This is a genomic window from Variovorax sp. 38R, assembly GCF_014843395.1.
GTDB lineage: Bacteria > Pseudomonadota > Gammaproteobacteria > Burkholderiales > Burkholderiaceae_C > Variovorax > Variovorax paradoxus_H.
The window spans coordinates 5,672,315-5,698,233 of record NZ_CP062121.1 but is presented as its reverse complement, the minus strand read 5'-3'; the positions used below and the strand labels follow the sequence as shown (position 1 = coordinate 5,698,233).

At 67.8% G+C, this 25,919-nt stretch carries 22 protein-coding genes; 17 read left to right on the top strand and 5 right to left on the bottom strand.

All coding sequences use genetic code 11. The features are described from left to right. Positions 1–103: 103 nt before the first annotated feature. The 3 genes from dusB to purH are packed head-to-tail and all read left to right on the top strand — an operon-like array spanning position 104 to position 3,053. Positions 104–1,162 (top strand): tRNA dihydrouridine synthase DusB, encoded by a 1,059-nt coding sequence (gene dusB, locus IG196_RS26400; protein WP_192193672.1) that lies wholly within the window; start codon positions 104–106, stop codon positions 1,160–1,162. Positions 1,163–1,193: 31 nt separating this feature from the next. Next, on the top strand, positions 1,194–1,430 hold the full coding sequence (locus IG196_RS26395; RefSeq protein ID WP_056577757.1) for a Fis family transcriptional regulator: 237 nt from the start codon (positions 1,194–1,196) through the stop codon (positions 1,428–1,430). A 15-nt stretch (positions 1,431–1,445) separates the two neighbouring features. Next, positions 1,446–3,053 carry a bifunctional phosphoribosylaminoimidazolecarboxamide formyltransferase/IMP cyclohydrolase gene (purH, locus tag IG196_RS26390; protein ID WP_192193671.1) on the top strand — a complete coding sequence of 536 codons (1,608 nt, stop codon included), beginning with the start codon at positions 1,446–1,448 and terminating at the stop codon, positions 3,051–3,053. Positions 3,054–3,131: 78 nt separating this feature from the next. Here purH and IG196_RS26385 read toward each other — a convergent pair whose 3' ends face one another. Further along, positions 3,132–3,608 (bottom strand): hypothetical protein, encoded by a 477-nt coding sequence (locus IG196_RS26385; RefSeq protein ID WP_101490354.1) that lies wholly within the window; start codon positions 3,606–3,608, stop codon positions 3,132–3,134. A gap of 144 nt (positions 3,609–3,752) precedes the next feature. Continuing rightward, positions 3,753–4,649 (bottom strand): LysR substrate-binding domain-containing protein, encoded by an 897-nt coding sequence (locus tag IG196_RS26380; RefSeq protein ID WP_099792929.1) that lies wholly within the window; start codon positions 4,647–4,649, stop codon positions 3,753–3,755. A 159-nt stretch (positions 4,650–4,808) separates the two neighbouring features. Between IG196_RS26380 and IG196_RS26375 the strand changes: the two genes are divergently transcribed. After that, positions 4,809–5,789 (top strand): Bug family tripartite tricarboxylate transporter substrate binding protein, encoded by a 981-nt coding sequence (locus tag IG196_RS26375; RefSeq protein WP_225616809.1) that lies wholly within the window; start codon positions 4,809–4,811, stop codon positions 5,787–5,789. Between the two features lie 45 nt (positions 5,790–5,834). Beyond that, a complete protein-coding gene (locus tag IG196_RS26370) occupies positions 5,835–7,235 on the top strand; it encodes an amidase family protein (RefSeq protein ID WP_192193670.1) in 1,401 nt (466 codons plus the stop codon). A gap of 16 nt (positions 7,236–7,251) precedes the next feature. Here the strand turns inward: IG196_RS26370 and hemL are convergent, their stop codons facing one another. Next, positions 7,252–8,532 (bottom strand): glutamate-1-semialdehyde 2,1-aminomutase, encoded by a 1,281-nt coding sequence (hemL, locus tag IG196_RS26365; protein WP_192193669.1) that lies wholly within the window; start codon positions 8,530–8,532, stop codon positions 7,252–7,254. Continuing rightward, complete coding sequence (gene thiD / locus IG196_RS26360) at positions 8,532–9,500, bottom strand: bifunctional hydroxymethylpyrimidine kinase/phosphomethylpyrimidine kinase (protein WP_192193668.1); 969 nt, start codon at positions 9,498–9,500, stop codon at positions 8,532–8,534. The genes hemL and thiD overlap by 1 nt, the downstream gene beginning before the upstream one ends. 111 nt (positions 9,501–9,611) lie before the next feature. Between thiD and IG196_RS26355 the strand changes: the two genes are divergently transcribed. The 6 genes from IG196_RS26355 to IG196_RS26330 all read left to right on the top strand — a co-directional run bounded on the left by IG196_RS26355 (position 9,612) and on the right by IG196_RS26330 (position 19,634). Next, the gene (locus IG196_RS26355) at positions 9,612–9,782 is read left to right on the top strand and encodes a rubredoxin (RefSeq protein WP_099792923.1); all 171 of its coding nucleotides are present in this window, start codon (positions 9,612–9,614) and stop codon (positions 9,780–9,782) included. 83 nt (positions 9,783–9,865) lie between these two features. Beyond that, a complete protein-coding gene (locus IG196_RS26350) occupies positions 9,866–10,264 on the top strand; it encodes a response regulator (protein WP_099792921.1) in 399 nt (132 codons plus the stop codon). Next, the gene (locus tag IG196_RS26345) at positions 10,264–10,629 is read left to right on the top strand and encodes a response regulator (RefSeq protein ID WP_099792919.1); all 366 of its coding nucleotides are present in this window, start codon (positions 10,264–10,266) and stop codon (positions 10,627–10,629) included. The genes IG196_RS26350 and IG196_RS26345 overlap by 1 nt, the downstream gene beginning before the upstream one ends. Before the next feature lie 19 nt (positions 10,630–10,648). Then, positions 10,649–11,182 carry a chemotaxis protein CheW gene (locus IG196_RS26340; protein WP_101490349.1) on the top strand — a complete coding sequence of 178 codons (534 nt, stop codon included), beginning with the start codon at positions 10,649–10,651 and terminating at the stop codon, positions 11,180–11,182. Positions 11,183–11,224: 42 nt separating this feature from the next. Beyond that, positions 11,225–13,558 carry a methyl-accepting chemotaxis protein gene (locus IG196_RS26335; protein ID WP_192193667.1) on the top strand — a complete coding sequence of 778 codons (2,334 nt, stop codon included), beginning with the start codon at positions 11,225–11,227 and terminating at the stop codon, positions 13,556–13,558. 31 nt (positions 13,559–13,589) lie between these two features. Next, a complete protein-coding gene (locus tag IG196_RS26330; protein ID WP_192193666.1) occupies positions 13,590–19,634 on the top strand; it encodes an Hpt domain-containing protein in 6,045 nt (2,014 codons plus the stop codon). A 67-nt stretch (positions 19,635–19,701) separates the two neighbouring features. Here IG196_RS26330 and IG196_RS26325 read toward each other — a convergent pair whose 3' ends face one another. Further along, positions 19,702–21,204, bottom strand: coding sequence for a cryptochrome/photolyase family protein (locus IG196_RS26325; RefSeq protein WP_192193665.1), 1,503 nt, complete (start codon positions 21,202–21,204; stop codon positions 19,702–19,704). Here IG196_RS26325 and IG196_RS26320 point away from each other — a divergent pair, their 5' ends adjacent. The 6 genes from IG196_RS26320 (at position 21,205) to IG196_RS26295 (ending at position 25,791) form a co-directional block, all read left to right on the top strand. Further along, positions 21,205–21,804: a YqgE/AlgH family protein gene (locus IG196_RS26320; protein ID WP_101490345.1), complete on the top strand. Its 600-nt coding sequence runs from the start codon at positions 21,205–21,207 to the stop codon at positions 21,802–21,804. Positions 21,805–21,812: 8 nt separating this feature from the next. Further along, positions 21,813–22,247, top strand: a complete 435-nt coding sequence (gene ruvX / locus IG196_RS26315) for a Holliday junction resolvase RuvX (protein WP_192197156.1) — start codon at positions 21,813–21,815, stop codon at positions 22,245–22,247. Continuing rightward, on the top strand, positions 22,244–22,741 hold the full coding sequence (gene pyrR, locus IG196_RS26310; RefSeq protein WP_192193664.1) for a bifunctional pyr operon transcriptional regulator/uracil phosphoribosyltransferase PyrR: 498 nt from the start codon (positions 22,244–22,246) through the stop codon (positions 22,739–22,741). The genes ruvX and pyrR overlap by 4 nt, the downstream gene beginning before the upstream one ends. Then, entirely contained in the window at positions 22,741–23,703 is a 963-nt protein-coding gene (locus IG196_RS26305; protein WP_056577783.1) for an aspartate carbamoyltransferase catalytic subunit, read from the top strand. Before pyrR ends, IG196_RS26305 begins: the two co-directional genes overlap by 1 nt. After that, positions 23,700–24,983, top strand: a complete 1,284-nt coding sequence (locus tag IG196_RS26300) for a dihydroorotase (protein ID WP_192193663.1) — start codon at positions 23,700–23,702, stop codon at positions 24,981–24,983. The genes IG196_RS26305 and IG196_RS26300 overlap by 4 nt, the downstream gene beginning before the upstream one ends. A 61-nt stretch (positions 24,984–25,044) precedes the next feature. Next, complete coding sequence (locus tag IG196_RS26295; RefSeq protein ID WP_192193662.1) at positions 25,045–25,791, top strand: lysophospholipid acyltransferase family protein; 747 nt, start codon at positions 25,045–25,047, stop codon at positions 25,789–25,791. The last annotated feature ends 128 nt before the right edge of the window (positions 25,792–25,919 follow it).

The following is a 25,919-nucleotide window of genomic DNA, read 5'->3' as shown; positions in this document are numbered from 1 at the left end:
GTCTCAGGCGCAAAAAGGCGTAAATCGTTTCAGTCGCTGAAATGCCACGTGGCTACAATCGTGCCTCATTTTTCAGCAGCCGACCCGCACAGCACCCCTTCCCATGACCTTGCAGATCGGCACCCACACGCTGGAAAACCGGTTGTTCGTCGCGCCCATGGCCGGCGTGACGGACCGGCCCTTCCGCATGCTGTGCCGCGAACTCGGCGCGGGCTATGCGGTCAGCGAGATGGTCACCTCGCGCAAGGAACTCTGGAACACGCTGAAGACCTCGCGGCGCGCCAACCACGACGGCGAGCCGGGCCCCATTGCGGTGCAGATTGCCGGCACCGACGCGGCCATGATGGCCGAGGCCGCGGTCTACAACATCGAGCGCGGCGCGCAGATCATCGACATCAACATGGGCTGCCCGGCCAAGAAGGTCTGCAACAAGTGGGCCGGCTCGGCGCTGATGCGCGACGAGCCGCTGGCGCTCGAGATTGTGCAGGCCGTGGTCGATGCGGCGCAACCGTACAACGTGCCGGTCACGCTCAAGATGCGCACCGGCTGGAGCGAAGACAACCGCAATGCGGTGAAGCTCGCACGCGACTTCGAATCGGCCGGCGTGCAGATGCTCACCGTGCACGGACGCACGCGCGAGCAGGGCTACAAGGGCCATGCCGAGTACGACACCATCGCCGCCGTGAAGGCTGCGGTGCGCGTGCCGGTGGTGGCCAACGGCGACATCCGCTCGCCCGAGAAGGCGCGCGACGTGCTCGCGGCCACGGGCGCCGATGCCGTGATGATCGGCCGCGCCGCGCAGGGCCGGCCGTGGATCTTCCGCGAGATCACGCATTTCCTGGACACCGGCACCCACCTTGCGCCGCCGCTGGTGGCCGAGGTGCGCCGGCTGCTGCTCGATCACCTGGTGGAGCACTACGCGCTGTACGGCGAGTTCAGCGGCGTGCGCACGGCGCGCAAGCACATCGGCTGGTATGTGCGTGCGCTGCCCGATGGCGAGGCGTTCCGCGCACGGATGAACGCCATCGAAGACTGCGCCGGACAGCTGCGCGCGGTGGACGACTATTTCCAGGGGCTTGCGGACCGCATGGACCGCATGCCCGCTCCGACGGCAGACGAGGAGCCGTCGGGGGAAGAGGAGACGGCCTGCGCCGTCGATTGAGAGAAGAAGAGAAAAAGAGAAGAAGCAAGCAATGAGCAAGAAACACATCGAGGACTGCGTTCGCAGCAGTCTGGACAGCTACTTTCGCGATCTGCGGGGCACCGAACCCGACGGCATGTACGAGATGCTCGTGCGCGTGGTCGAGAAACCCCTGCTCGACGTCGTCATGACGCGCGCCGAAGGCAACCAGTCCCGGGCCGCCCAATGGCTGGGCCTGAACCGCAACACGCTCCGCAAGAAATTGGTCGAGCACAAACTTTTGAAATAACTCCACGGCACATCCATGGCTCAGACCGCACTCCTTTCCGTTTCCGACAAGACCGGCATCCTCGAATTCGCGCAAGCCCTGCATGGCTTGGGCGTCAAGCTGCTGTCCACCGGCGGCACCGCCAAGCTCCTGGCCGACGCCGGCCTGCCGGTGACCGAAGTCGCCGACCACACCGGCTTTCCCGAAATGCTCGACGGCCGTGTGAAGACGCTGCACCCGAAGATCCACGGCGGCCTGCTGGCACGCCGCGACCTGCCCGCGCACGTGGCGGCCATCAAGGAACACGGCATCGACACCATCGACCTGCTGGTGGTCAACCTGTACCCGTTCGAAGCCACCGTGGCCAAGCCCGGCTGCACGCTCGAAGACGCGATCGAGAACATCGACATCGGCGGCCCGGCCATGGTGCGCAGCGCGGCCAAGAACTGGAAGGACGTGGGCGTGCTCACCGACGCGTCGCAGTACGCTGTGGCACTGGCCGAGCTCAAGGCCGACGGCAAGCTCAGCGACAAGACCAAGTTCGCGTTCTCGGTGGCTGCGTTCAACCGCATCGCCGACTACGACGGCGCCATCAGCGACTACCTCTCGGCCATCGACTTCGACGCCAGCATCGGCCAGCCCGCGCCCACGCGCTCGCTGTTCCCGGCGCAGAGCAACGGCCGCTTCGTGAAGGTGCAAGACCTGCGCTACGGCGAGAACCCGCACCAGCAGGCCGCGTTCTATCGCGACCTGTACCCGGCGCCCGGTTCGCTCGTGTCGGCCAGGCAGCTGCAGGGCAAGGAGCTCAGCTACAACAACATCGCCGACGCCGATGCGGCGTGGGAATGCGTGAAGAGCTTCGACGAGCCCGCCTGCGTGATCGTCAAGCACGCCAACCCCTGCGGTGTGGCCGTGGGCACCGACGCGCTCGAGGCCTACAGCAAGGCCTTCAAGACCGACCCGACCTCGGCCTTCGGCGGCATCATCGCCTTCAACCGAACGGTGGACCTGGCCACCGCGCAGGCCGTCAACAAGCAGTTCGTTGAAGTGCTGATGGCGCCGGGCTACACGCCCGAGGCGCTGGAAGTGTTCCAGGCGACCAAGGCCAAGCTCAACGTGCGCGTGCTCGAGATCGCACTGCCCAAGGGCGGCACCACCGACTGGGACAACGGCCGCAACGCGATGGACGTCAAGCGCGTCGGCTCGGGCCTGCTGATCCAGACCGCCGACAACCACGAGCTGGCACTGGCCGATCTCAAGGTGGTCAGCAAGAAGCAGCCCACGCCGCAGCAGCTGCAAGACCTGCTGTTCGCCTGGAAGGTCGCGAAGTACGTCAAGAGCAACGCGATCGTGTTCTGCGCCGACGGCATGACGATGGGCGTGGGCGCGGGCCAGATGAGCCGCCTCGACTCCGCGCGCATCGCCAGCATCAAGGCCGAGCACGCGGGCCTGTCGCTCAAGGACACGGCCGTGGCCAGCGACGCTTTCTTCCCGTTCCGCGACGGCCTCGACGTGGTGGTGGATGCGGGCGCAGGCTGCGTCATTCAGCCGGGCGGCTCGATGCGCGACCAGGAAGTGATCGACGCAGCCGACGAGCGCGGCGTGGTGATGGTGTTCTCGGGCGTGCGCCACTTCCGGCACTGAGCTTGCGGCCCTGCGGGGCCTGCCCGAACAAGGCCAGGGTCACTCACGCGGCCTTGGCCTTTTTTGTTGCCGCCGTCGTTACTCGTGCGTGCCGAAGCGGTACTTGAGCTGGAAGCTGATCGCGCCGTACAACCGGTTCCTGATCGTCGGCACGTAGGCGATGTTCAGGCCCCAGTTCTTGCCCTCGATGGCGGCCGTCGGAATGATGGCGGGAAACCAGTTGCCGTTGCGGTAGTCGGGGTAGCCGTCGAAGCCGCCCACCACCGCGCCGAACTTCACGCCGTAGAACTCAAAGGGCAGGATGTACAGGCCGACGTAGTGCGACTGCCGCCGGTTGCTGTTGTGGAAGGTGCCGGCCGTGACGCGGTAGGTGTCGTTCAGCGGGTACTCGAAGCCCAGGCCCGGGTTGGCGTTTTCCAGGCCCTTGCCGCTGTCGAAGTGGGCCGAGTAGAAGCCGGGGTTGATCCAGATGTTCTTCGGCTCGAAGGACTGCGCCAGCGCGAGGCCCGGCAGAAGAAGGGCACTCAGCAGCGGCAGCATGCGCAAGGGGGTCATGGGCGGGGCGTCCTGAAATTTGGTCTGTCTCGCGGCTTCGATGGTGGCCGTGATGACTGCTTCCCTTGGGTCTGCGTGCGTGGGATGGGGACCTGCGAACGCCGGCGCAATATACACGCGGCGATCACAAAAACGATGACATCCTCAGGCGGGTCGCGCCAGGTACTTGCGGAACAGCTCGGCCAGCCGCAGCGCCGCCAGCGACAGCGGCTTGCCGCGCGGCGAGACGATGCCCAGCTCCAGCGGCGGCACTGGCATCGCGAGCGGCACGCGCTCCACCATGTCGGCATAGGGCGGCATCGTGAGCATGCCGGCCGGCCCGACCATCAGCGCGTCGCTGCGGGTCAGCAGGCCCCAGCTCACGCCGAACGACGCCACCTCGATGCGGTGCTCCGGCAGCGGCAAGCCCTGCTCGGCGTACTGCTCCAGCAGAAAGGTGTGCTGGCTGCCCGGCGCCAGGTGCATGAGCCATTCGGCGCCCGCCACCTCTTCCCAGCGGGTGGCGCGGTTCAGCGGATGGCCGCGGCGGCAGAGCACCGCCATCTCGATCATGTCGAGCCGCTCGAACGCGAAGTCGGCATCGAGCGCCGCAGCCACCGGGCCGGCCACCGCGAAATCGATCATGCCCTCGCGCAGCAGCGGCAGCACCTGGGGAATCAGGCCGTCGAAGAGCTTGAGCTGCGCATGCGGCATCGCCTTGCGAAAGGCGCGCACGACCTCGGGCAGCACGCCCAGGAACACCATCGGCGTCACCGCGATGGCCACGCGGCCGTGCTGGCTGCCTTGCAGGATGCGGATGTCCTGGCGCGCGAGTTCGAGCTGCTGGTGCGCCAGCCGCGCGCGCACGGTGAGCTGGCGGCCGCATTCGGTGAACTCGATGCCGCGCGAACTGCGCAGCACCAGCTGCGCATCGACCTCGGCTTCGAGCTCGCGGATCGCCTTGGTCACGGCCGCCTGGCTCAGGTGCAGGCTGCGCGCGGCGGCGCGGATGCTGCCGGTGTCGGCCAGCCGCAGCCAGGCCTTGAGCTGGTGGTCCTTCATGCGGCGCATTCTGCCGGGCGCCGCCACCGGGTGATCCCCAGACAAACACAGGTTGTCATCGCGACAAGCGATTGTCTTTTCCGGCGGGCAGTCGATTCCTAGACTTTGCGCACCGGTCGTCTCATCGTGAGCGGCGGGCTTCTCACAGGAGATACCTTCGTGCCTGCACTGCTGTCATTCGCGTGGACCCGCCGCACCCTCGTTGCCGGGCTTGCCGCCGTCGCCTTCGGCGCCTCGGCCCAGTACCCCGAGCGCCCGCTGAAGTTCATCGTGCCGTACGCCGCCGGCTCGGGCGTGGACGTGGCGGTGCGGCCGGTGGCCGACGCGATGGGCCGCGAACTGGGCCAGGCCATGGCGGTGGACAACCGCCCCAGCGCCGGCGGCATCGTCGGCACGCAAGCGCTGGCGACCTCGGCGCCCGACGGCTACACGGTCGGCTACGGCAATCTCGTCACGCTGAGCATCAACCCGGCGTTCTTCTCGAAGCTGCCGTACGCGCCCGAGAAAGACCTGGTGCCGGTCGGCCTGATCTCGAGCAACGCCTACGTGCTGATCGTGCGCAAGGACCTGCCGGTGCGCACGCTGCAGGAGCTGGTCGCCTACGGCCGCGAGCACCCGGGCAAGCTCTCGGTCGGCTCGCCCGGCATCGGTAGCGCGGGTCACCTCACCGGCGAACTGTTGAAAGCCGAGACCGGGCTGACGATGGTGCAGGTGCCTTACAAGACCGGCACGCAGGCGGTCGGCGACATGGTCAACGGCCAGCTCGACGTGACCATCGAGAACATCTCGGCGGTGCTGCCGTTCATCCAGCAAGGTCGGGTCAAGGCGATTGCCGTGACCAGCGCCAAGCGCGCCGGCGTGCTGCCCGAGGTGGCGACGGTGGCCGAAAGCGGCGTGCCCGGTTTCGAGGTGGTGGCCTGGGGCGCGCTCATGGCGCCGGCCGGCACGCCGCGCAAGACGGTCGACCGGCTCAACACCGCGCTGCGCGCCGCACTGGCCGACCCGGCCGTGGTCCTGGCCAACGCCGCGCTGTCGATCGAGGCGCTGCCTTCGAGCCCCGAGGAACTCAGCGCGCTGATGAAGCGCGAGAAGCCGCGCTGGGCCGACGCCGTGCGACGCGCGGGCGTCAAGGGCGACTGACGCGCGGCCTCGCCACCGATTTCATTTTTCTCTAGGAGACAACGCATGCAACTCTGGCAACTGGAAGCCGTCGACCTGGCGCAGCGCATCAAGGCGCGCGAGGTCTCGTGCGTCGACGCGGTGCGCAGCAGCCTGGCGCGGCTCGACGCGGTGAACCCGCAGCTGAACGCCGTGGTCGACGGCTGCGCGGATGAGGCCCTCGGCGCGGCGGCGCAGGCCGATGCCGTGCTCGCGAAGGGCGAGGCGACCGGACCGCTGCACGGCGTGCCGGTCACCATCAAGGTCAACGTCGACCAGCGCGGCCACGCCACCACCAACGGCGTGGAGGCTTACCGCAGCGTCGTGGCGAAGGACGACAGCCCCGTGGTGGCGAACCTGCAGCGCGCCGGCGCGATCGTGGTCGGCCGCACCAACACGCCCGCGTTCTCGATGCGCTGGTTCACCGACAACGCAGCGCACGGGCGCACGCTGAATCCGTACAACGCCGACGTCACGCCGGGTGGTTCCAGCGGTGGCGCGGCGGCGGCGGTTGCTGTCGGCATCGGCGCCATCGCGCATGGCAACGACCAGGGCGGATCGATCCGCTACCCGGCCTACGCCTGCGGCGTGTACGGCCTGCGGCCGAGCTTCGGGCGCGTGCCGGCCTTCAACCCTTCGGGTGCGGGCGAGCGGCCGATGGTGGTCCAGCTCACGTCGGTGCAGGGGCCGCTGGCGCGCAGCGTGCGCGACCTGCGGCTGGCCTTCGCCGCGATGGCGCAGCGCGATGTGCGCGACCCGTGGTGGGCGCCCGCGCCGTTGGAACCGGCAACGTCGAGCGGCCCGATCAGCGTGGCGCTGTGCACCGAGTTGCCCGGCTACGCTTGCGACCCCGAGGTGGCCGACGCATTGCAGCGCGCCGCGCGCCGTCTGGAGAGCGCCGGCTACCGCGTCGAGCCCGCGCAGCCGCCGCGTCTGCGCGAGGCGTCCGACCTCTGGCTGTCATTGACGATGGCCGACAGCCGGCTGCTGGTGGAAGAGGCGCTCCTGCGCGATGGCGACGACACCATCCGCCAGGCCTACCGCGCCATGGATGCGCACGCGCCGCAGTTCGATACGGTGAGCTACATGCGTGCCCTGGCTGCGCGCACGGGCCTGATGCGTGAATGGGCGCTGTTCCTGCAGCGCCATCCGCTGCTGCTGATGCCCGTGTCATGGCGCCATCCGTTCCCGGTCGACGCCGACCAGCGCGGCAGCGCCGCGATGCGGGAGATCCTGGATGCGCAGAGCCCGCTGCTGTCCACCGCGATCCTGGGATTGCCGGGGCTGTCGGTGCCCATGGGCTTGCGTGGGGGGCTGCCCACGGGCGTGCAACTCGTGAGCGACCGCTTCCGGGAAGACCTGTGCCTGGCCGCGGCCGAGGTGCTCGAAGCCGAGGCCGGGCCGGTGGCCGTGGTCGACCCCGCCTGAGCGGGGAGGGCGCGCGTCAGCGCTTGCTGAAGATCTCGCGTGCCGCCGCAATGGTGGCCGCGATGTCGTCCTCGCTGTGCGCGGCGCTCACGAAGCCGGCTTCGTAGAGTGCCGGCGCGATGTACACGCCGCGGTCGAGCAGGCCGTGGAACAGCGCATTGAACTGCGCGTTGTCGGTGGTCATCACCGTCGCGTAGTTCTGCGGCAGCTCGTTCATGAGGAAGAAGCCGAACATGCCGCCTTCGCTGTCGGCGTTGAAGGGCCGGCCCTCGGCGGCCGCGGCGGCCTTGAGGCCGTCGACCAGCGTGCGGGTCTTCTTGGCCAGCGCTTCGTAGAAGCCGGGCTTCGAGATTTCCTTCAGCGTGGCCAGGCCGCAGGCGGTGGCCACCGGGTTGCCCGACAGCGTGCCGGCCTGGTAGACCGGGCCCAGCGGCGCGAGCTGTTCCATGATGGCGCGCGGGCCGCCGAAGGCCGCCAGCGGCATGCCGCCGCCGATCACCTTGCCGAGCACCGTGAGGTCGGGCGTGACGCCCAGCACGCCTTGCGCGCCGTGCAGGCCGACGCGGAAGCCCGTCATCACCTCGTCGAAGATCAGCAGCGCGCCGTGCTGCGTGCACAGCTCGCGGCAGCGCTTCGCGAATTCGGGCGTGGCGCGCACGAAGTTCATGTTGCCGGCGATCGCTTCGATCATCAGGCAGGCGATGTCCTGGCCGTGCAGCGCGAAGGCTTCGTCGAGCTGCTGCAGGTTGTTGTACTCGAGCACCAGCGTGTGCTGCACCACCTCGGGCGGCACGCCGGCGGAGGTCGGGTTGCCGAAGGTGGCGAGGCCGGAACCGGCCTTCACGAGCAGCGCATCGGCATGGCCGTGGTAGCAGCCTTCGAACTTGACGATGGTCTTGCGGCCGGTGGCGCCGCGCGCCAGGCGCAGCGCGCTCATGGCGGCTTCGGTGCCCGAGCTCACGAGGCGCACCATTTCCATCGACGGCACCAGGGCCAGGATGGCTTCGGCCAGTTCGATCTCGCGCTCGGTCGGCGCGCCGTACGAGAAGCCTTCGAGCACGGCCTTCTGCACCGCCTCGACCACGGCCGGGTGGCCATGGCCCAGGATCATCGGACCCCAGGAGCCGATGTAGTCGATGTAGCGCTTGTCGTTGGCGTCCCAGAAATAGGCGCCTTGCGCGCGCTGGATGAAACGGGGCGTGCCGCCGACGGCCTTGAAGGCGCGCACGGGCGAGTTCACGCCGCCGGGGATCACGGCGCGGGCGCGCTCGAAAAGAATGTCGTTCTGGTCAGTCATCAGTGTCGGGTGTCGTGCGGGGGTAAAGCGAAATCGGGAGGGGTGTCGGGTTCGTCGTCATCGTCTTCGTCGTCCTCGGGCTCGGCCCAGAACAGGCGGTCGGGCAGCACGTGGCCCATGCCGGGGCGGAAGCCCGCGTCGAGGCAGCGGTCCATGTAAGCGAGCGCTTCGCTCGTAGCGGCGACGAGGTCGGTGCCGCTGGCCAGCAGGGCCGCGAGCGCGGCCGAAAGCGTGTCGCCGGCCCCGGCAAAGACGGCTTCGAGCCGTTCGTACTTCTCGCTGGCCAGCACCGACTGCGGCGAGGCCAGCACGTTGTCGATGAACTGGTCGGGCAGCACCATGCCGGTGACCAGGGTGTAGGGCACGCCGAACTCGCCGGCGGCCTTGGCGATGTCGCGCGCGCCGGGCGGGCGCTCGCCGCTCCAGTCGGGCAGCAGCCAGCGCCACAGGGTGCTGTGGTTTCCAACCAACACCGTGGTCTGGGGCAGCACGAGATCGCGAAAAGCGTCGTGATAGGCCTCGATCAGGTTCTCGTCCCACCACGACAGGTTGGGCATGTAGGCCACCACGGGCACGTCGGGATAGTCGGCGGCGGTCTCGGCGATGGTGCTCAGCGCCTCGGGGGTGCCGGCAAAGCCGACCTTGATCAGCTGGACCTCGACGTCTTCGAGGATGGCGCGCGCCTGCTCGGCCACGGCCTCTTCCTCGAAGGCGAAGTGGTCGAAGATCTCGGCCGTGTCGCGGGCGTAGGCGCCGGTCACCACCGGCAGGATGTGAGCGCCCACCGATCCCATGGCCAGTGCGTCGGCGCCCAGGCCGCCCGCGCCGCTCGGGTCGCTGGCATTGAACACCAGCACGCAGGGGGGATTCAGGTCGCGTTCGCTCAGCGCCTCATCGTCCTCCTGCGAGGGGTCGTTAAGATTGCCCGGTGTGCGGGCGTTCTCGTCTGGATGTAAGTAGATGGTCATACGCCTGGCGAAATCCCCTGGATGGTGGCATAGGCGCGACGTTTACGGTCTGCCAGTGAGATACGCATAGATACACTCGTTGCATTTAATGAACAAGGACTTTAAGCTCCGATGAACACGAAAACTTGGATGTGCCTGATTTGTGGGTGGATCTATGACGAAGCGGTTGGTGTACCGGAAGACGGCATCGCGGCAGGCACGGCCTGGGCCGAGGTGCCGATGAACTGGACCTGTCCTGAGTGCGGTGCGCGCAAGGAAGACTTCGAAATGGTTGAGATCTGACAAGCATGGCATAGGGCTACGCGATCTGCGTCGATGTTCGGCGCGGCGGGCATCCAAGTCTCTGATGAGCAGGAGCGTTTGCAATGAGCCCGAATGGATCTGGTTACAAGGTGCTGGTCATCGACGACAGCAACACCATCCGGCGCAGTGCCGAGATTTTTTTGAAGCAGGGTGGGCACGAGGTTCTTCTCGCGGAAGACGGCTTCGACGCGCTCTCCAAGGTTAACGACCACAAGCCTCACCTGATTTTCTGCGACATCCTGATGCCTCGTCTCGACGGCTATCAGACCTGCGCCATCATCAAGCGCAACGCGCATTTCTCCAATGTCCCGGTCGTCATGCTGTCTTCGAAAGACGGCGTATTCGACAAGGCCCGCGGCCGCATGGTCGGGTCCCAGGACTATCTCACCAAGCCGTTCACCAAAGACCAGCTGCTGCAGGCCGTGCAGCAGTTTGGCATTGTTCAACAGGAAGTGCAGTAATGCCGATTCGAAAAATCCTCGTCGTTGACGACTCCAAGACGGAACTGATGTTCCTGACCGACCTCCTCCAGAAGAACGGTTTCTCCGTGAAGACGGCCGAAAACGCCGACGACGCGATGCGCCGCCTCGAGGAAGACCACCCCGACCTGATCCTCATGGACGTGGTCATGCCCGGCCAGAACGGCTTCCAGCTCACGCGCGCCATCGCCCGTGACCCGAAGTACGCCGCCATCCCGATCATCCTGTGCACCAGCAAGAACCAGGAAACCGATCGTGTCTGGGGCATGCGCCAGGGCGCGCGCGACTACATCGTGAAGCCCGTCAACGCGGCCGACCTGATGTCCAAGATCAGCGCGCTCGCCTGACCGGGAACCTGCGCAATCCATGGCGAATCGCGACGCGCTCCGCGCCTTCCAGTCCCGTCTTGCGAGCCGCCTCCAGGCTGCGCGCACCACCGGCGTGGCCGCGAGCTGGCTGGCGGTCGAGGCGGGCGAGGGCAAGTACCTCTTTCCGCTCGCGCACGCCGGCGAAATCTTTCCCTGGACGCCGCCCCAGCCCGTGCCCTACACGGAGCCCTGGTTTCTCGGCGTCGCCAACCTGCGCGGCGGCCTGTACGGCGTCGTGCAGCTGTCGGCGTTTGCGTCCGGTGCGCCGGGCGCGCCCGCGGCCTCCGAAGCGGCACGCATGCAATCGCGGCTCGTGGCATTCAACGAGCTGCTCGAAGTCAACTGCGCATTGCTGGTCGATCGACTGGCGGGGTTGCGGGGTGTCGAGGCCTTCACGGCCGCCGAGGCCCCGGGCGCAGAAGCACCTGCCTGGCACGGGCATCTGTACACCGACGCAGCAGGAGAGCGCTGGCAGGAAGTCAACCTGCAGGCGCTTTCGCAGCAACCCCAGTTTTTGAGTATTGGTGCGTAGTGCTTCGGCACATGGCACTGGCAACCACCTGAAGGACCGACCGTGAGCTCGATCGCCGACAAGTTCAAGAAATTACTCCCCGCGAACAACGGGAACGACAAGGCCCGCGTCGACGGCTCCGGTTCGATATCGCTCGACGATGTCGACACGGTTCAGGTTCCGGACGAAAAAACGATCCGCCTCGCCAAAAAAGGCGACGGCGTTTCGGCGTCTGCCGCCGTGACCGACACCGGCTTCGGCGGTATCGATGCGCTGGGCGACCCCGCGTCCATCGAGGCCGCCAACGCAGCCACGCTCGAAGCGGCCCCGCTGGCTGCCACCATGGGCGGCAGCATGGGCGCCAACCCCGCCAAGCAGCAGCGCGTGCTGGCCATCTTGCTGGCCATCGTGGTGCTGGCGCTGTTGCTGGTGGCCGGCTCCGCCATTCTTCGCGCGGAACGCCTCGCACAGCAGGTGGCGGCCACTGGTCAGTCGCTGATGCAGTCGCAGCGCCTGGCCAAGTCGATCTCGCAGGCCCTCGTCGGCAGCGCCTCGGCGTTCGTCGAAGTGAAGGACAGCGCCGACGACCTCACGCGCCGCGTGCAGGGCCTGACCAACGGCGACGACGCCTTGCGCCTGGAAGCCGTCGGCAACCAGTACGACGAGGAGATGAACAAGATCAACCCCTTGGTCACCCGCGCCGACACCAGCGCCAAGGCCGTGTTGGCCCAGCGTCAAATCCTGACGCAGGTGGGTGCCGCCTTGCGCGACATCAACCAGCAGTCGTCCACGCTGCTCGAAATGACGGAAACCGTCGCGTCGCTGAAGATGCAGCAGAACGCCACGCTGCCCGAAATTTCGGCCGCCGGCCAGCTCGTGATGCTGACGCAGCGCATCGGCAAGTCGACCAACGAGTTCTTCACGGTCGAGGGTGTGAACCCCGACGCCGTGTTCCTGCTGGGCAAGGACCTGAACACCTTCCAGGAAACCACCCGCGGCCTGCTTGACGGCAATGCGCAGCAGCGCTTCCCCGGCTCGAAAGACCCGCAAACGCGTCAGCAGCTCGAAGCCATCCTGAAGACCTACGAGCAGATGCGCACGCAGGCGTCCGCCATTCTGGGCAACCTGCAGGGTCTGGTCGCAGCGCGCGAAGCGCAGGCTTCCATCCTGACCGACAGCGAGCCGCTGCGTAAGTCGCTCGGCGACCTGCAGGACAAGCTCTCTGCCCGTACCGGCCTGGGCGCCGGAACGATCGTGCTGCTGTTCGTGCTGTCGCTGGCCGCCCTGGCTCTGGCCGGCGCCATCGGTTTCGTGCAGGTGCGCGAAGGCCGCGAACGTGCCGCAACCGCCGAACGCGAACGTCTGGCAGCCGAGCAAACTTCGGAAGAAGCCGGCCGCGTCAACAACGCCAACCAGGCCGCCATTCTTCGGCTGATGAACGAACTGCAGACAGTGGCCGAAGGCGACCTGACGCAGGAAGCGACCGTGACCGAGGACATCACCGGCGCCATCGCCGACTCGGTGAACTACACGGTGGAAGAACTGCGCTTGCTGGTGGGCAACGTGCAGAACACGGCAACCCGCGTGGCGCAGACGACGTCGCAGGTGGAAAACACCTCGACCGAACTGCTCGCCGCCTCGACCGAACAGCTGCGCGAAATTCGCGAAACCGGCCAGTCGGTGCTGACCATGGCCGAGCGAATCAACGGCGTGTCCACGCAAGCGCAAGAGTCCGCCACGGTGGCGCGCCAGTCGCTGCAAGCTGCATCGTCGGGTCTGCAGGCCGTGCAGAACGCCATCGGCGGTATGAACTCCATCCGCGACCAGATCCAGGAAACCTCCAAGCGGATCAAGCGCCTGGGCGAATCGTCGCAAGAGATTGGCGAAATCACCGAGCTGATCTCGGACATTACCGAACAGACGAACGTGCTGGCCCTGAACGCCGCCATCCAGGCCGCATCGGCCGGTGAAGCCGGTCGAGGCTTCTCGGTGGTGGCGGAAGAAGTGCAGCGACTGGCTGAACGCTCCGCGGACGCCACGCGCCAGATTTCGGCGCTGGTGAAGGCGATTCAGACCGACACCCAGGATGCGGTGGGCGCCATGGAGCGTTCCACGCAGGGTGTGGTCGAGGGGGCGAAGCTGTCCGACAACGCAGGTACCGCGCTGACCGAGATTGACCGCGTGTCGCGCCGCCTTGCTGACCTCATCGAGCAGATTTCGCAGTCCGCCTCCCGCGAGGCCGATTCGGCCAACGTGGTGGCCGCCAACATCCAGCACATTTTTGCGGTGACGGAACAGACCGGAGAAGGCACGCGGACCACGGCCCAGCAGGTGCGCGAGCTCTCGCAGATGGCTGAAGAACTGCGTCGCTCGGTCGCTCGGTTCAAGATTGCCTGACAACAGATAGATAAGAACGGCGAGCAACCACGTGTCGATTCAAACCCCTGCCACGGCCCCCCTCGCCGGCAACATGCCGGCCACCGAAGACCTCGGGCCGTTGGCCTGGGTGCTGGGAGAAATCCAGAAATCCCTCGACGGTGTCGGCAAGTCGCTGCGGCGTTTCGTGCGCGACGTGGGCAGTGCCACGGAGCCTGAGAGCGGCCCGCTGCAGATGGCCCGCCAGCAACTGCACCAGGCCGTCGGCGCGCTGCAGATGGTCGGCCACAGCTCGCCCGCCTTGGTGCTCGGCACCATCGAATTCGCGGTGCAGGGCTTCATCGCCGAACCGCAGCGCTGCACCGAGAGTGCCGTGCACAAGATCGAGCGTGCCGGTTTTGCCGTCACCGATTTCCTCAGCGCACTGCTGGCCGGCAAGGCCGTGTCGTCGGTGGCGCTGTTCCCGCAGTACCGTGATGTGCTGGAGCTCGTCGGCAATGAGCGCGTCCACCCGGCGGACCTCTGGAGCACCGCGTGGCGCTGGGTCGAGGTCAAGCCAGCGCTCACGCAGGCGGCACTGGCCTACGACCCGGCCGTGCGCTCGCGGCTTGATCGCGAGGTGCTGCAGCTGGTCAAGAGCAGCGATCCGCAGGCCGCGCGCCGGCTGCATGCGTTGTGCCTGGGGCTCGGTCGCGGCGCGCTGCTGCCGCGCGTCGCCAGCTTCTGGACACTGGCTGCGGGCTTCTTCGAAGCCCTCGCGCTGGGCCTGATTCCTTTCGACACCTACGTCAAGCGCGCCGCCTCGCGCGTGCTGCTGCAGTACGCTACGCTGGCGCGCGGCGACAGCGTGGTGTCCGACCGCCTCGGCCAGGACCTGCTGTTCTTCTGCGCCCAGGCCGGGCCTGGCGCACCAGATGACGACGCCGCCACGCTGCGCACCGTGCGCAGCGCCTGGGGCGTGGCGCAAGAGCCGCGCGTCGACTACACCGTGGTGCAGTTCGGTCGCTTCGATCCGCTGGTGCTCTCGCAGGCACGCAAGCGCATCGAAACCGCCAAGGAAATGTGGTCGGCGCTCTCGGGTGGCGACATCACACGCACGCGCCAGGTGGCCGACACCTTCGCGCAACTCGGCGAATCGCTGCACAAGCTGCACCCGCCGAGCCAGCCGATGGTGGAGGCGCTGACCCATGCCGTGGACGCCTCGGTGCGTTCCGGCCAGCCGCCCGACACCGAACTGGCGATGGAAGTCGCCACCTCGGTGCTGTACCTCGAAGCCGCGCTCGAAGACCTCGACCCCAGCGATCCGCAACTCACGGCCCGCACGCTGCAGCTGGCCGGCCGCATCGAGCGCGTGCGCGACGGTGGCCGTTCCGAGCCGCTCGAGCCGTGGATGGAGGACCTGTACCGCCGCGTCAGCGACCGCCAGACCATGGGCACCGTGGTCGACGAGCTGCGCAGCCACCTGAGCGAACTCGAGAAGTCGCTCGACCAGTATTTCCGCCGCCCGGCCGAAAAGCCGTTGCTGCGCACCGTGCCCACCCAGCTCATGCAGATGCGCGGTGTGTTCTCGGTGCTGGGGCTCGAGCAGGCCGCACTCACCGTGCAGCGCATGCGCGACGACGTCGACCAGATGCTGCAGGCCAATCGCTCGCCCGTCGAGGAAATGGCCACCTTCGACGCGCTCGGCAACAACCTGGGCGCGCTCGGTTTCCTCATCGACATGCTGGGTTACCAGCCCGCACTGGCCAAGCGCCTGTTCGTGTTCGACGCCGAAGCCGGCGAACTCAAGCCCTTGATGGGCCGCCACGCCACCGATGCCGCGGCCCCGGCCGAAGGCGCTGCCGCACCGGTCGCCGAGCCCGTGCTCAGCATCGAGGAAGTCGACGCGCAGATCGCCTCCAAGCTCGCCGCGTTGGCCACGCCCAACCGCAAGACCAAGCCGTCGCCGCTGGAGGAATTCAGCCGTAAGGCCGAGAGCTGGACCACCAAGATCTCCGGTCCGTCGGCGCTGCCCGACACCGAAGTCACCGAGCTCGAAGAAGACGACCTGCAGAACATCTTCCTGGACGAAGCCCGCGAAGTGGTGGGCAACGGCCTGGCCGCCATCACCGCGCTCGGCAGCCGTCCCGGCGACACCGAAGAACTCACCATCCTGCGCCGCGCGTTCCACACGCTCAAGGGCAGCTCGCGCATGGTTGGCCTCACCGACTTCGGCGATGCCGCCTGGTCGCTCGAACAGGTGGTCAACACCTGGCTGGCCGACCAGCGCGACGCCACGCCCGAGCTGCTGTCGAGTACCGAGCGCATGCTGCGCGATTTCAGCCAGTGGGTCGAAGCCATTGCCGCCGGCGATGCAGGCACCTGGCATTCGGCGCCGTTCAGCCGCGTGGCCAACGCCCTGCTGGCAGGCGAGCCCGTGCCCGCACCGGTGCGCGTGGCCGACACCGAAGCGCTGGCAGTGGCCGCGCGCCACATCGCCGCCGAATCGGCATCGCTCGCGCTGCCGGAACTGCCTGACCTGCCCGATCTGTCGCTGACGCCGCAAGACGTCGCGGCCCCTGACGCCACGTTGGACTTCTCCGACTGGCAGCAGGCGCAAGACGCGCAAGACGCACAACACGCATCCACCAAGCCTGTCACACCCGAGCCCGACGACGATTTCGCCTCCACCGATTTCATCGACTTCGAGACCAAACAAAGCACAGCGCCCGCACCGCTCGAAGCGCTGCCCAGCGGCGACGAGTTCGATTTCCTCGCACCGCCGAAGACGCACGCACCCGCCGAGCCTGTCGTGTCGTACGTCGAGCCCGAGCCCGCTGCAGAGATCGAAGCGACGATGCCGACCGCGTCGGGCCTGCCCGATCTCGAGTGGACGCCCGAGCCGCTGCCGCTGGCTGCCGCAGAGCCTGTCGCCGAGGTGGTGGCCGCTGTCGAGGTCATCGAAGTCGCCGAAGAACTGCCGGCACTCGAAGCGCTGCCTGAACTGCAGCCGGAGCCGGAACCCGTGGCAGCGACAGTCGACGTCGCACCCGAGGCCGAGGCCCCTGTCGTCATCGAAGAACTGACGGCTGCCGCCGTGGCCGAACCGGAACCCGTGTCGGAACCCGAGCCCGCGTTGGGCGAAGCAGTTACCGAACCCGAGTCTTCCACCGCACCAAGCGCCGAAGACCAGGTCAAGGTGATCGGCCCGCTGCGCATCGGCATCGCGCTCTACAACGTCTACCTCAACGAAGCCGACGAATGGTCCCGCCAGCTGGCGACCGATGTCGGCGAATGGGCGCTCGAAACCCACGAGCGCCTGCCCGATTCGACCATCGCACTGGCCCACTCGCTGGCCGGCAGCTCGGCCACCGTCGGCTTCCACAGCCTCTCGGGCATGGCCCGTCTGCTCGAATCCGCGCTGCAGCACTTGCAGATGCAAGGCAGTGGTACGCGCGAGCAGGGCATCGTGCTGGTCGCCGCAGCCGACGAACTGCGTCGCCTGCTGCACCAGTTCGCCGTCGGCTTCCTGCGTGATCCGTCCGAAGCCACGCTGCAGGCGCTGCGCGAAATTGCTGCCGCGCCGATGCCGCCTGAAATCGCCGCGGCCCGTTTCGAGACGCTGCTGCCGAAGCAGATCGTCGCCAACGACGCCTTTGCCGACGTGGTACTGGACGACAACGAAGACGCCATCGACCTGGCCGATGCGGTCGACGTCGACCTGTTCCCGATCTTCGAGGAAGAGGCGGCCGAACTGATGCCGCAGCTGGGCGAGGCGCTGCGCCAGTGGTCGCACCACCCCGACGACAGCGCGCCGCGCGCCTCGGTGCTGCGCACGCTGCACACGCTCAAGGGCAGTGCACGGCTGGCCGGCGCCATGCGCCTGGGCGAGCGCGCACACCGCATGGAGTCCGAGATCGAACTCCTGGGCTCCCAGGGGGCCGAGCGGGCCGACATCGAAAAGCTGCTGGCCCGCCTCGACACGCTGCAACACACCTTCGACGCCCTGCGCGCGGCCGACGACGCCGCCCAGGTCGAAGTGGCCCAACTGATCGCGACCGCCAGCCCGACCGCACCCGCCATGCAGCGCGTGCAATCGGCGCCGGAGATTCGCGTGTCGGCGAACGATGACCAGGCCGAAGCCGGCGAGGCCGCGGATACGGCTCCCGCTGCAGCCCCGTCGTCCTTGCTGCCGCGTCCCGCACCCGCCCTGCTCGCGCCGCTGCGTGCGGCATCGGGCCAGGCCGTGCGCATCCGCACCCAGCTGCTCGACCGCCTGGTCGCGCAGACCGGCGAGGTCATCATCACGCGCTCGCGCCTCGAAGCCGAACTCGGCCAGCTGCGCGGCTCGCTCGCCGACCTCACGGGCAACCTCGACCGCCTGCGCCAACAGCTGCGCGACATCGAAGTGCAGGCTGAAAGCCAGATGCAGTCGCGCCTGGCGCAAGCCAAGGACTCGCAGCAGAGCTTCGACCCGCTCGAGTTCGACCGCTTCACCCGCGTGCAGGAACTCACGCGCATGATGGCCGAGTCGGTGAACGACGTGGCCACCGTGCAGCGCACCTTGCAGAAGACCGTGCAAGCCACGGAAGACGACCTGAGCGTGCAGGCACGCCAGACGCGCGAACTGCAGCGCGGTCTGTTGCGCACGCGCATGGTGGAGTTCGAAGGCATCTCCGACCGCCTGTACCGGGTGGTGCGCCAGGCCTCGAAGGACACCGGCAAGCAGGTGCGCCTGGACATCGTCGGCGGCTCCATCGAAATGGACCGCGGCGTGCTCGACCGGATGACGCCCGCCTTCGAACACCTGCTGCGCAACTGCGTGGCGCACGGCATCGAAGACGCGGCAGCGCGCGAAGCGTCCGGCAAGGACGCCAGCGGCCTCATCGTCATCGACCTGCACCACGAAGGCAACGACGTGTCGGTGAGCTTCCGCGACGACGGCGCAGGCCTCGACCAGAAGCGCATCGCCGAACGCGCCCGCGCGCTCGGCCTGCTCGGCCACGACCAGGACCTGTCGCCCGAAGAAGCCACCGAGCTGATCTTCAAGCCCGGCTTCTCGACGGCCGGACAGGTGTCCGAACTGGCCGGCCGCGGCATCGGCATGGACGTGGTGCGCGCGCAGATCGCCGCGCTCGGCGGCCGCATCGAAACGCACAGCACGCCGGGCCAGGGCACCACCTTCAAGCTGGTGCTGCCGCTGACCACCGCCGTGACGCACGTGGTGATGCTGCGTGCCGGCGAGGTGTCGATCGGCGTGCCGTCGAACCTCGTGGAACTCGTGCAGCGCGTGAGCGGTGCCGACCTCGAGGCCGCCTACCTGAACCACAGCTTCGCCTTCGGCAGCGAGCAGGTGCCGTTCTACTGGTCCGGCGCGCTGCTGCAGCATTCCATCCGCAGCGAGCACGCCGCCACCAAAAACAACACGCTGGTCATCGTGCGAAGCGCGGCACAGCGCGTCGCCCTGCACGTGGACGAAGTGCTGGGCAACCAGGAAGTCGTGGTCAAGAACCTCGGCCCGCAGCTCGCACGGCTGCCCGGCCTGGCCGGCATCTCGGTGCTGGCGTCGGGCGCGGTGGCACTCATCTACAACCCGGTGGCGCTGGCGGCAGTGCACGGCGACCAGGCGCGTGCGCGCCAGACCGCCGCGCTGGCCGCGCCGACGCATGCAACGTCGGCAGACGCCGGTGCACCGCAAACCCCGGCGGCCTTCGCGCCGGTGGTGCCGCAGATTCCGCTCGTGCTGGTGGTGGACGACTCCATCACCGTGCGCCGCGTCACGCAGCGTCTGCTGCAGCGCGAAGGCTATCGCGTGTCGCTCGCGGCCGACGGCCTGCAGGCGCTCGAACGGCTGCAACAGGAGCGCCCGGCCGTGGTGCTGTCGGACATCGAGATGCCGCGCATGGACGGCTTCGACCTGGCCCGCAACATCCGCGCCGACACGGCGCTGGCCGAGCTGCCGATCATCATGATCACCTCGCGCATCGCCGAAAAGCACCGCGAGTACGCACGCGAGCTGGGCGTGAACCACTACCTCGGCAAGCCGTACTCGGAAGAGGAACTGCTGCGCCTGGTGCGTGCGTACACGAGCGAGCCGGCCGCGCTGGCCGTGGCCTGATCAGCCTCGGCAGCGTCGGCGATCGACGCGCAAAAGAGAAGGGCCCTTCGGGGCCCTTTCTCTTTGGCTACGGCTTCTGCATGGCCTTGCTCCGCGCCGTCGCATAGCGCTGCATCGTCTTTTCGCGCGCCTCGGCGTGGTCCACCACCGGCGTCGGGTAGTTGTCGCCCAACTTGACACCCGCCGCCTCCAGCTCGACCGGCGACGCCGTCCATGGCGCATGAATCGCCACGTTCGACAGCCCTGCGAGCTGCGGCAGGTAGCGGCGGATGAACTTGCCTTCGGGGTCGAAGCGTTCGCTCTGCGTCACCGGGTTGAAGATGCGGAAGTAGGGCTGGGCGTCGCAGCCGGTCGAGCTGGCCCATTGCCAGCCGCCGTTGTTCGAGGCCAGCTCGAAGTCGTTGAGGTGCTCTGCAAAGTAGCGTTCGCCGCGCCGCCAGTCCAGCCCCAGGTCCTTGCACAGGAAGCTCGCCACCACCATGCGCAGCCGGTTGTGCATGTAGCCGCTCTGCCGGATCTGCAGCATCGCCGCATCGACCAGCGGGTAGCCGGTGCGGCCTTCGCACCAGGCGTCGAACAGCTGGTCGGCGTGCTTGCCGTGGAGCCACTGGATCTTGTCGTACTCGGGGCGAAAGCTCTTCGATTCGCCGTTGGCGTGCACGTGCGGAAAGTGCGCCAGGATCTGGAAGTAGAAGTCGCGCCAGACCAACTCGCTGAGCCAGGTCGCGGCCCCGGTGTTGCCCTGCAGCGCCAGCTGGTGCGCCACGCTGGCCAGCTGGCGGATCGACACCGTGCCGAAGCGCAGGTGCACGCCCATGTAGCTCGGACCGCGCACGGCCGGGAAGTTGCGGGCCTCGTCGTAGCGGTCGATGCGCTCGAAGAAATCTTCGAACAGCGCGCCCGCGCCGCGCGTGCCGGTGGGAATCTCCAGCGTCTGGAGGTTGGTGCTTTCAAAGCCGATCTCGCCCAGCGTGGGCACCGGCGCATTCAGGGCCGGGGGCGGCGGCGCGAGCGCGTCGGCGTGGCTGCGCACGGGGTACGACTTCAGGAAGAACGAATCCACCTTCGCCAGCCAGGCCCGCTTGTACGGCGTGAACACGGTATAGGGCAGGCCGGCCTTGGTCATGACCTCGTCGCGGTCGAAGACCGTGCTGTCCTTGAAGGTGTGGAAGCTGATGCCCGTATTGGCCAGCGCGCCGAGCACGCGGGCGTCGCGCGCCAGGGCGTCGGGTTCGTCGTCGCGGTTGGCGAACACGGCCTGCACGTCGAGTGTGTGGGCCAGCGCCGGAATCTCTTCGGCGGCCACCGCGTGTCGCACGATCAGCCCGCTGCCCAGCCCGCGCAGCTCGGCTTCGAGCTCCACCAGCGATTCGCGGATGAATTCGACCCGCCGGTCCGCGCGGGGCAGGGCGTCCAGGATGGCCCGGTCGAACACGAAAACGCACACCACCTGCCGACAGGCCCGCAGCGCCCGGTACAGCGCTGCGTTGTCGTCCACCCGGAGGTCCCGGCGGAACCACATGAGCCCTTTGGGATAGGTCTTATCGACGGCCAGTAAAATCGGGGGCATATGGCTGCCGATTCTGCCCCGATGAACCTGACGCATCACTTTCTGATCGCGATGCCGGGGATGGAAGACAAAACTTTCAACCGCAGCGTCGTTTACCTCTGCGAACACAGCGAGCGCGGCGCGCTCGGGCTGGTCATCAACAAACCCAGCGACATCAACCTCAAGGTGCTGTTCGAAAAAATCGAGCTTCACCTGACCCGCCCCGAGCTGGGCGACGCCCCCGTTTTCCAGGGTGGCCCGGTGCAGACCGAGCGCGGCTTCGTGCTGCACGAGCCGGTGTTCACCCAGGCCGAGAAGCCCGAGGAATCGGTCTACGCCTCGACCATGACCATCCCCGGCGGGCTCGAAATGACCACCTCGAAAGACGTGCTGGAGGCCCTGGCCACCGGCGCCGGCCCGCGCAAGGTGCTGGTCTCGCTGGGCTATTCGGCCTGGGGCGAGGGTCAGCTGGAGTCCGAACTGGCCGAGAACAGCTGGCTCACCGTGCTGGCCGACCCCGCTGTGATCTTCGATACGCCGGTGGAAAAGCGCTACGACAAGGCGCTGATGCTCTTGGGGCTCGAAGCGTGGACGCTGTCTCCCGAAGCGGGCCACGCATGAGCGACGTCATGTCCGACGCGCCCGCATCCGCTCCTGCTTCCGTTCCCGTTCCCGCGCATTTCCAGAGTTTCCTGGGCTTCGACTTCGGCGCCAAGCGCACCGGCGTGGCCAGCGGCAACCGGCTGCTGCGCACGGCGACCCCGCAGACCACCATCAAGGCCGAGGGCGCCGACGCCCGCTTTGCGCAGGTCGAGGCCCGCATCAAGGAATGGCAGCCCGACGCGCTCGTGGTCGGCGTGCCCTACCACCCCGACGGCGCCCCGCACGAGAACACCCGCCGCGCCCAGAAGTTCGCGCGCCAGCTGCGCGGCCGTTTCAATCTCCAGGTGTACGAAGTCGACGAGCGCTACAGCACCACCGAGGCGCTGTCGTCCGGCGCCCGCGATGCTGACGCCGCGTCGGCCTGCATCATCCTGGAGCAATTTTTGAGGAGTCTCCCGTGAGTTCAATCCCCGATGCCGAAGCGCTCTACACGACGCTGCTCTCTGGCGTGAAGGCGCTGATGCGCCCCGAGACGAAACTGGTGGGCATCACCTCCGGCGGCGCCTGGCTGGTCGAGCGCCTGCAGAAGGACCTCGGCCTGGCCGGCGCTCCCGGTGTCATCTCGTCGGCGATGCACCGCGACGACTTCGCGCGCCGCGGCCTCTCGGCCAGCGCGCAGACCGCGCTGCCCTTCGACGTGAACGGCGCCGACGTGCTGCTGCTCGATGACGTGCTCTACACGGGCCGCACGATCCGCGCGGTGCTCAACGAGCTGTTCGACTTCGGCCGCCCCGCCTGCGTGCGCCTCGCCGTGCTGGTCGATCGCGGCGGGCGCGAACTGCCCGTGGCCGCCGACTTCGCTGCCACCACGCTCACGCTGCCCGACACGCAACTGCTCGCCCTCGCGCGCGCCGACGACGGCGCCTTCAGCCTCAAGGTAGAGGACAACACGTAATGCTCTACAAGCGAAACCCGCAGCTCAACAAGAACGGTGAGCTGATCCACCTGCTGTCGATCGAGGGCCTGCCCAAGGACATCGTCACACACATCCTCGACACGGCCGCCAACTTCACGAGCGTGAGCGACCGCGAGGTGAAGAAGGTGCCGCTGCTGCGTGGCAAGAGCGTGTTCAACCTGTTCTTCGAGAACAGCACGCGCACGCGCACCACCTTCGAGATCGCGGCCAAGCGCCTGTCGGCCGACGTTATCAACCTGGACATCGCGCGCTCTTCGGCCACCAAGGGCGAGTCGCTGCTGGACACCATCGCCAACCTGAGCGCCATGGCCGCCGACCTGTTCGTGGTGCGCCACAGCGAGTCGGGCGCACCGTACCTGATCGCACAGCACGTCGCACCGCACGTGCACGTGGTGAATGCCGGCGACGGCCGCCACGCGCACCCGACGCAGGGGCTGCTCGACATGTACACGATCCGCCACTACAAGAAAGATTTTTCCAACCTCACGGTTGCGATCGTCGGCGACGTGCTGCACTCGCGCGTGGCGCGCTCGGACATTCATGCACTCACCACGCTCGGCTGCGCCGAAGTGCGCGTGGTCGGCCCGAAGACGCTGGTGCCCGCCGACATGGCCGGCATGGGCGTGCGCGTGTGCCACACGCTCGAAGAAGGCATCAAGGACTGCGACGTCGTCATCATGCTGCGCCTGCAGAACGAACGCATGAGCGGCGCGCTGCTGCCGTCGTCGCAAGAGTTCTTCAAGACCTTCGGCCTCACACAAGAGAAGCTGCAACTGGCCAAGCCCGACGCCATCGTGATGCACCCGGGCCCGATCAACCGCGGCGTCGAGATCGACTCCGCCGTGGTCGACGGCAAGCAGAGCGTGATCCTTCCGCAAGTCACTTTCGGCATCGCCGTGCGCATGGCCGTCATGAGCATCGTCGCCGGTAACGAAGCATGAACATCCTCATCACCAACGGCCGCGTCATCGACCCCGCCTCGGGCACCGACAAACAGACCGACATCGCCATCGCCGACGGCAAGATCGCAGGCATCGGACAGGCACCAGCGGGCTTCAAGCCCGAGCGCACCCTCGACGCCACGGGCTGCCTCGTCACCCCCGGCCTCGTCGACCTCGCCGCGCGGCTGCGCGAGCCGGGCTATGAGCACGAAGGCATGCTCGAAAGCGAAATGGCCGCGGCCATCGCGGGCGGCGTGACCAGCCTCGTGTGCCCGCCCGACACCGACCCCGTGCTCGACGAGCCCGGCCTGGTCGAGATGCTCAAGTTCCGCGCCGAAAAACTGCAGTGCGCGCGCCTGTTCCCGCTCGGTGCGCTCACGCGCAACCTGGCCGGCGGCGTGCTCACCGAAATGGCCGAGCTCACCGAAGCCGGCTGCATCGGCTTCAGCCAGGCCGACGTGCCGTTGGCCGACACGCAGGTGCTGCAGCGCGCGCTGTCGTACGCCAGCACCTTCGGCTACACCGTGTGGCTGCGCCCCCAAGACCGCGACCTCGGCAAGGGCGTCGCGGCCAGCGGCGCGCTCGCCACGCGCCTGGGTCTGGGCGGCGTGCCGGTGGCGGCCGAGACGATCGCCATCTTCACCATCATCGAACTGATGAAGAGCACCGGCGCGCGCGTGCACCTGTGCCGCGTGTCGAGTGCCCGCGGCGTGGCGCTGGTGCGCGACGCCAAGGCGCAGGGCCTGCCGCTCACCTGCGACGTCAGCATCAACTCGCTGCACCTGGCCGACACCGACATCGGCTTCTTCGACAGCCGCGCACGCCTGAACCCGCCGCTGCGCCAGCAGGGCGATCGCGACGCGCTCTCGGCCGCACTGGCCGACGGCACCATCGACGCGCTGGTGTCCGACCACACGCCGGTCGAGGCCGACGCCAAGACCCTGCCTTTTGCCGAAGCCGAACCCGGCGCCACCGGCCTCGAACTGCTGCTGCCGCTCGCGCTGCAATGGGGCGAGCGCAGCGGCGCGGGCGTGGCGCGCGCCATCGAGGTCATCACCTCGGCGCCGGCACGGCTGCTGAACGCGGTCGACGCAGCCAGCGGCATCGGGCGCATCGTGCAGGGCGGCGTGGCCGACCTGTGCATTGCCGATCCGTCGCTCGAATGGCAGGTGGTGCCCGAGGCGCTGCGCAGCCAGGGCAAGCACACGCCGTTTTCCAGCTACCCGATGCAGGGGCGCGTGCGCCACACGCTGGTGGCTGGCCGCGTCGTGCACGGCTGAGCGACAGCCGACGCTCACCGTCACAAGCACGCAGAAAAAGAAGAAGAGGGTCCGCGTCCAGATGCTGCACTCGTTGAAGGCCGGCTGGCGATTGCTGCATGCGGCGTCGCATGCGCTGTCCGGCTGGTGGACGATCCGTTTCGCCTTTCCGAACCTGTCGCCCGACGAGCGCAGCGCGCGCGTGCAGGCCTGGTCGGCGCGCATGCTGCAGATCATGGGCGTCACGCTGCGCGTGCAGGGCGAGCCGCCCGCGCACGGGCCGGCGCTGCTCATCTGCAACCACCTCTCGTGGCTCGACATCACCGCCATCCACGCGGCGCGCCATGTGCGCTTCGTGTCGAAGTCGGACGTCAAGCAGTGGCCGGTGATCGGCACGCTTTCCACCGGCGCGGGCACGCTCTACATCGAGCGTGAACGGCGCCGCGACGCCATGCGCGTCGTGCACCACATGACCGAGGCGCTGCGCGGCGGCGACCTCATCGGCGTGTTCCCCGAAGGCACCACGAGCGACGGGCGCGGGCTGCTGCCGTTCCACGCCAACCTGCTGCAGGCCGCGATTTCCTCGGGCGCGCCCGTGATCCCGGCCGCGCTGCGCTTTGCCGATGCCGCCACCGGCGAGACCAGCCAGGCGCCGCGTTACATCGACGACGACAGCCTGTTGACCTCGGTGTGGAACACGTTGCGCGCGCCGCCGCTGCTGGCCATCGTGCGCTTCGGCGAGTCGCAGCCGTCGTACAGCCGCGAACGCCGCAGCTGGGCGCATTCGCTGCATGAAGACGTGCAGCAGCTGCGCCGCAATACCCACTGAGCGGCACTGACCGGATCGATCCGCAAAAAAAGCGCCCCGGGAGGGGCGCTGTAACGACGCAAGAATGCGCCGTGAGGAGGAAACGGGATCGTTCGTCTCGAGGCCGGAGCCGGACTGGTCAGAGAATG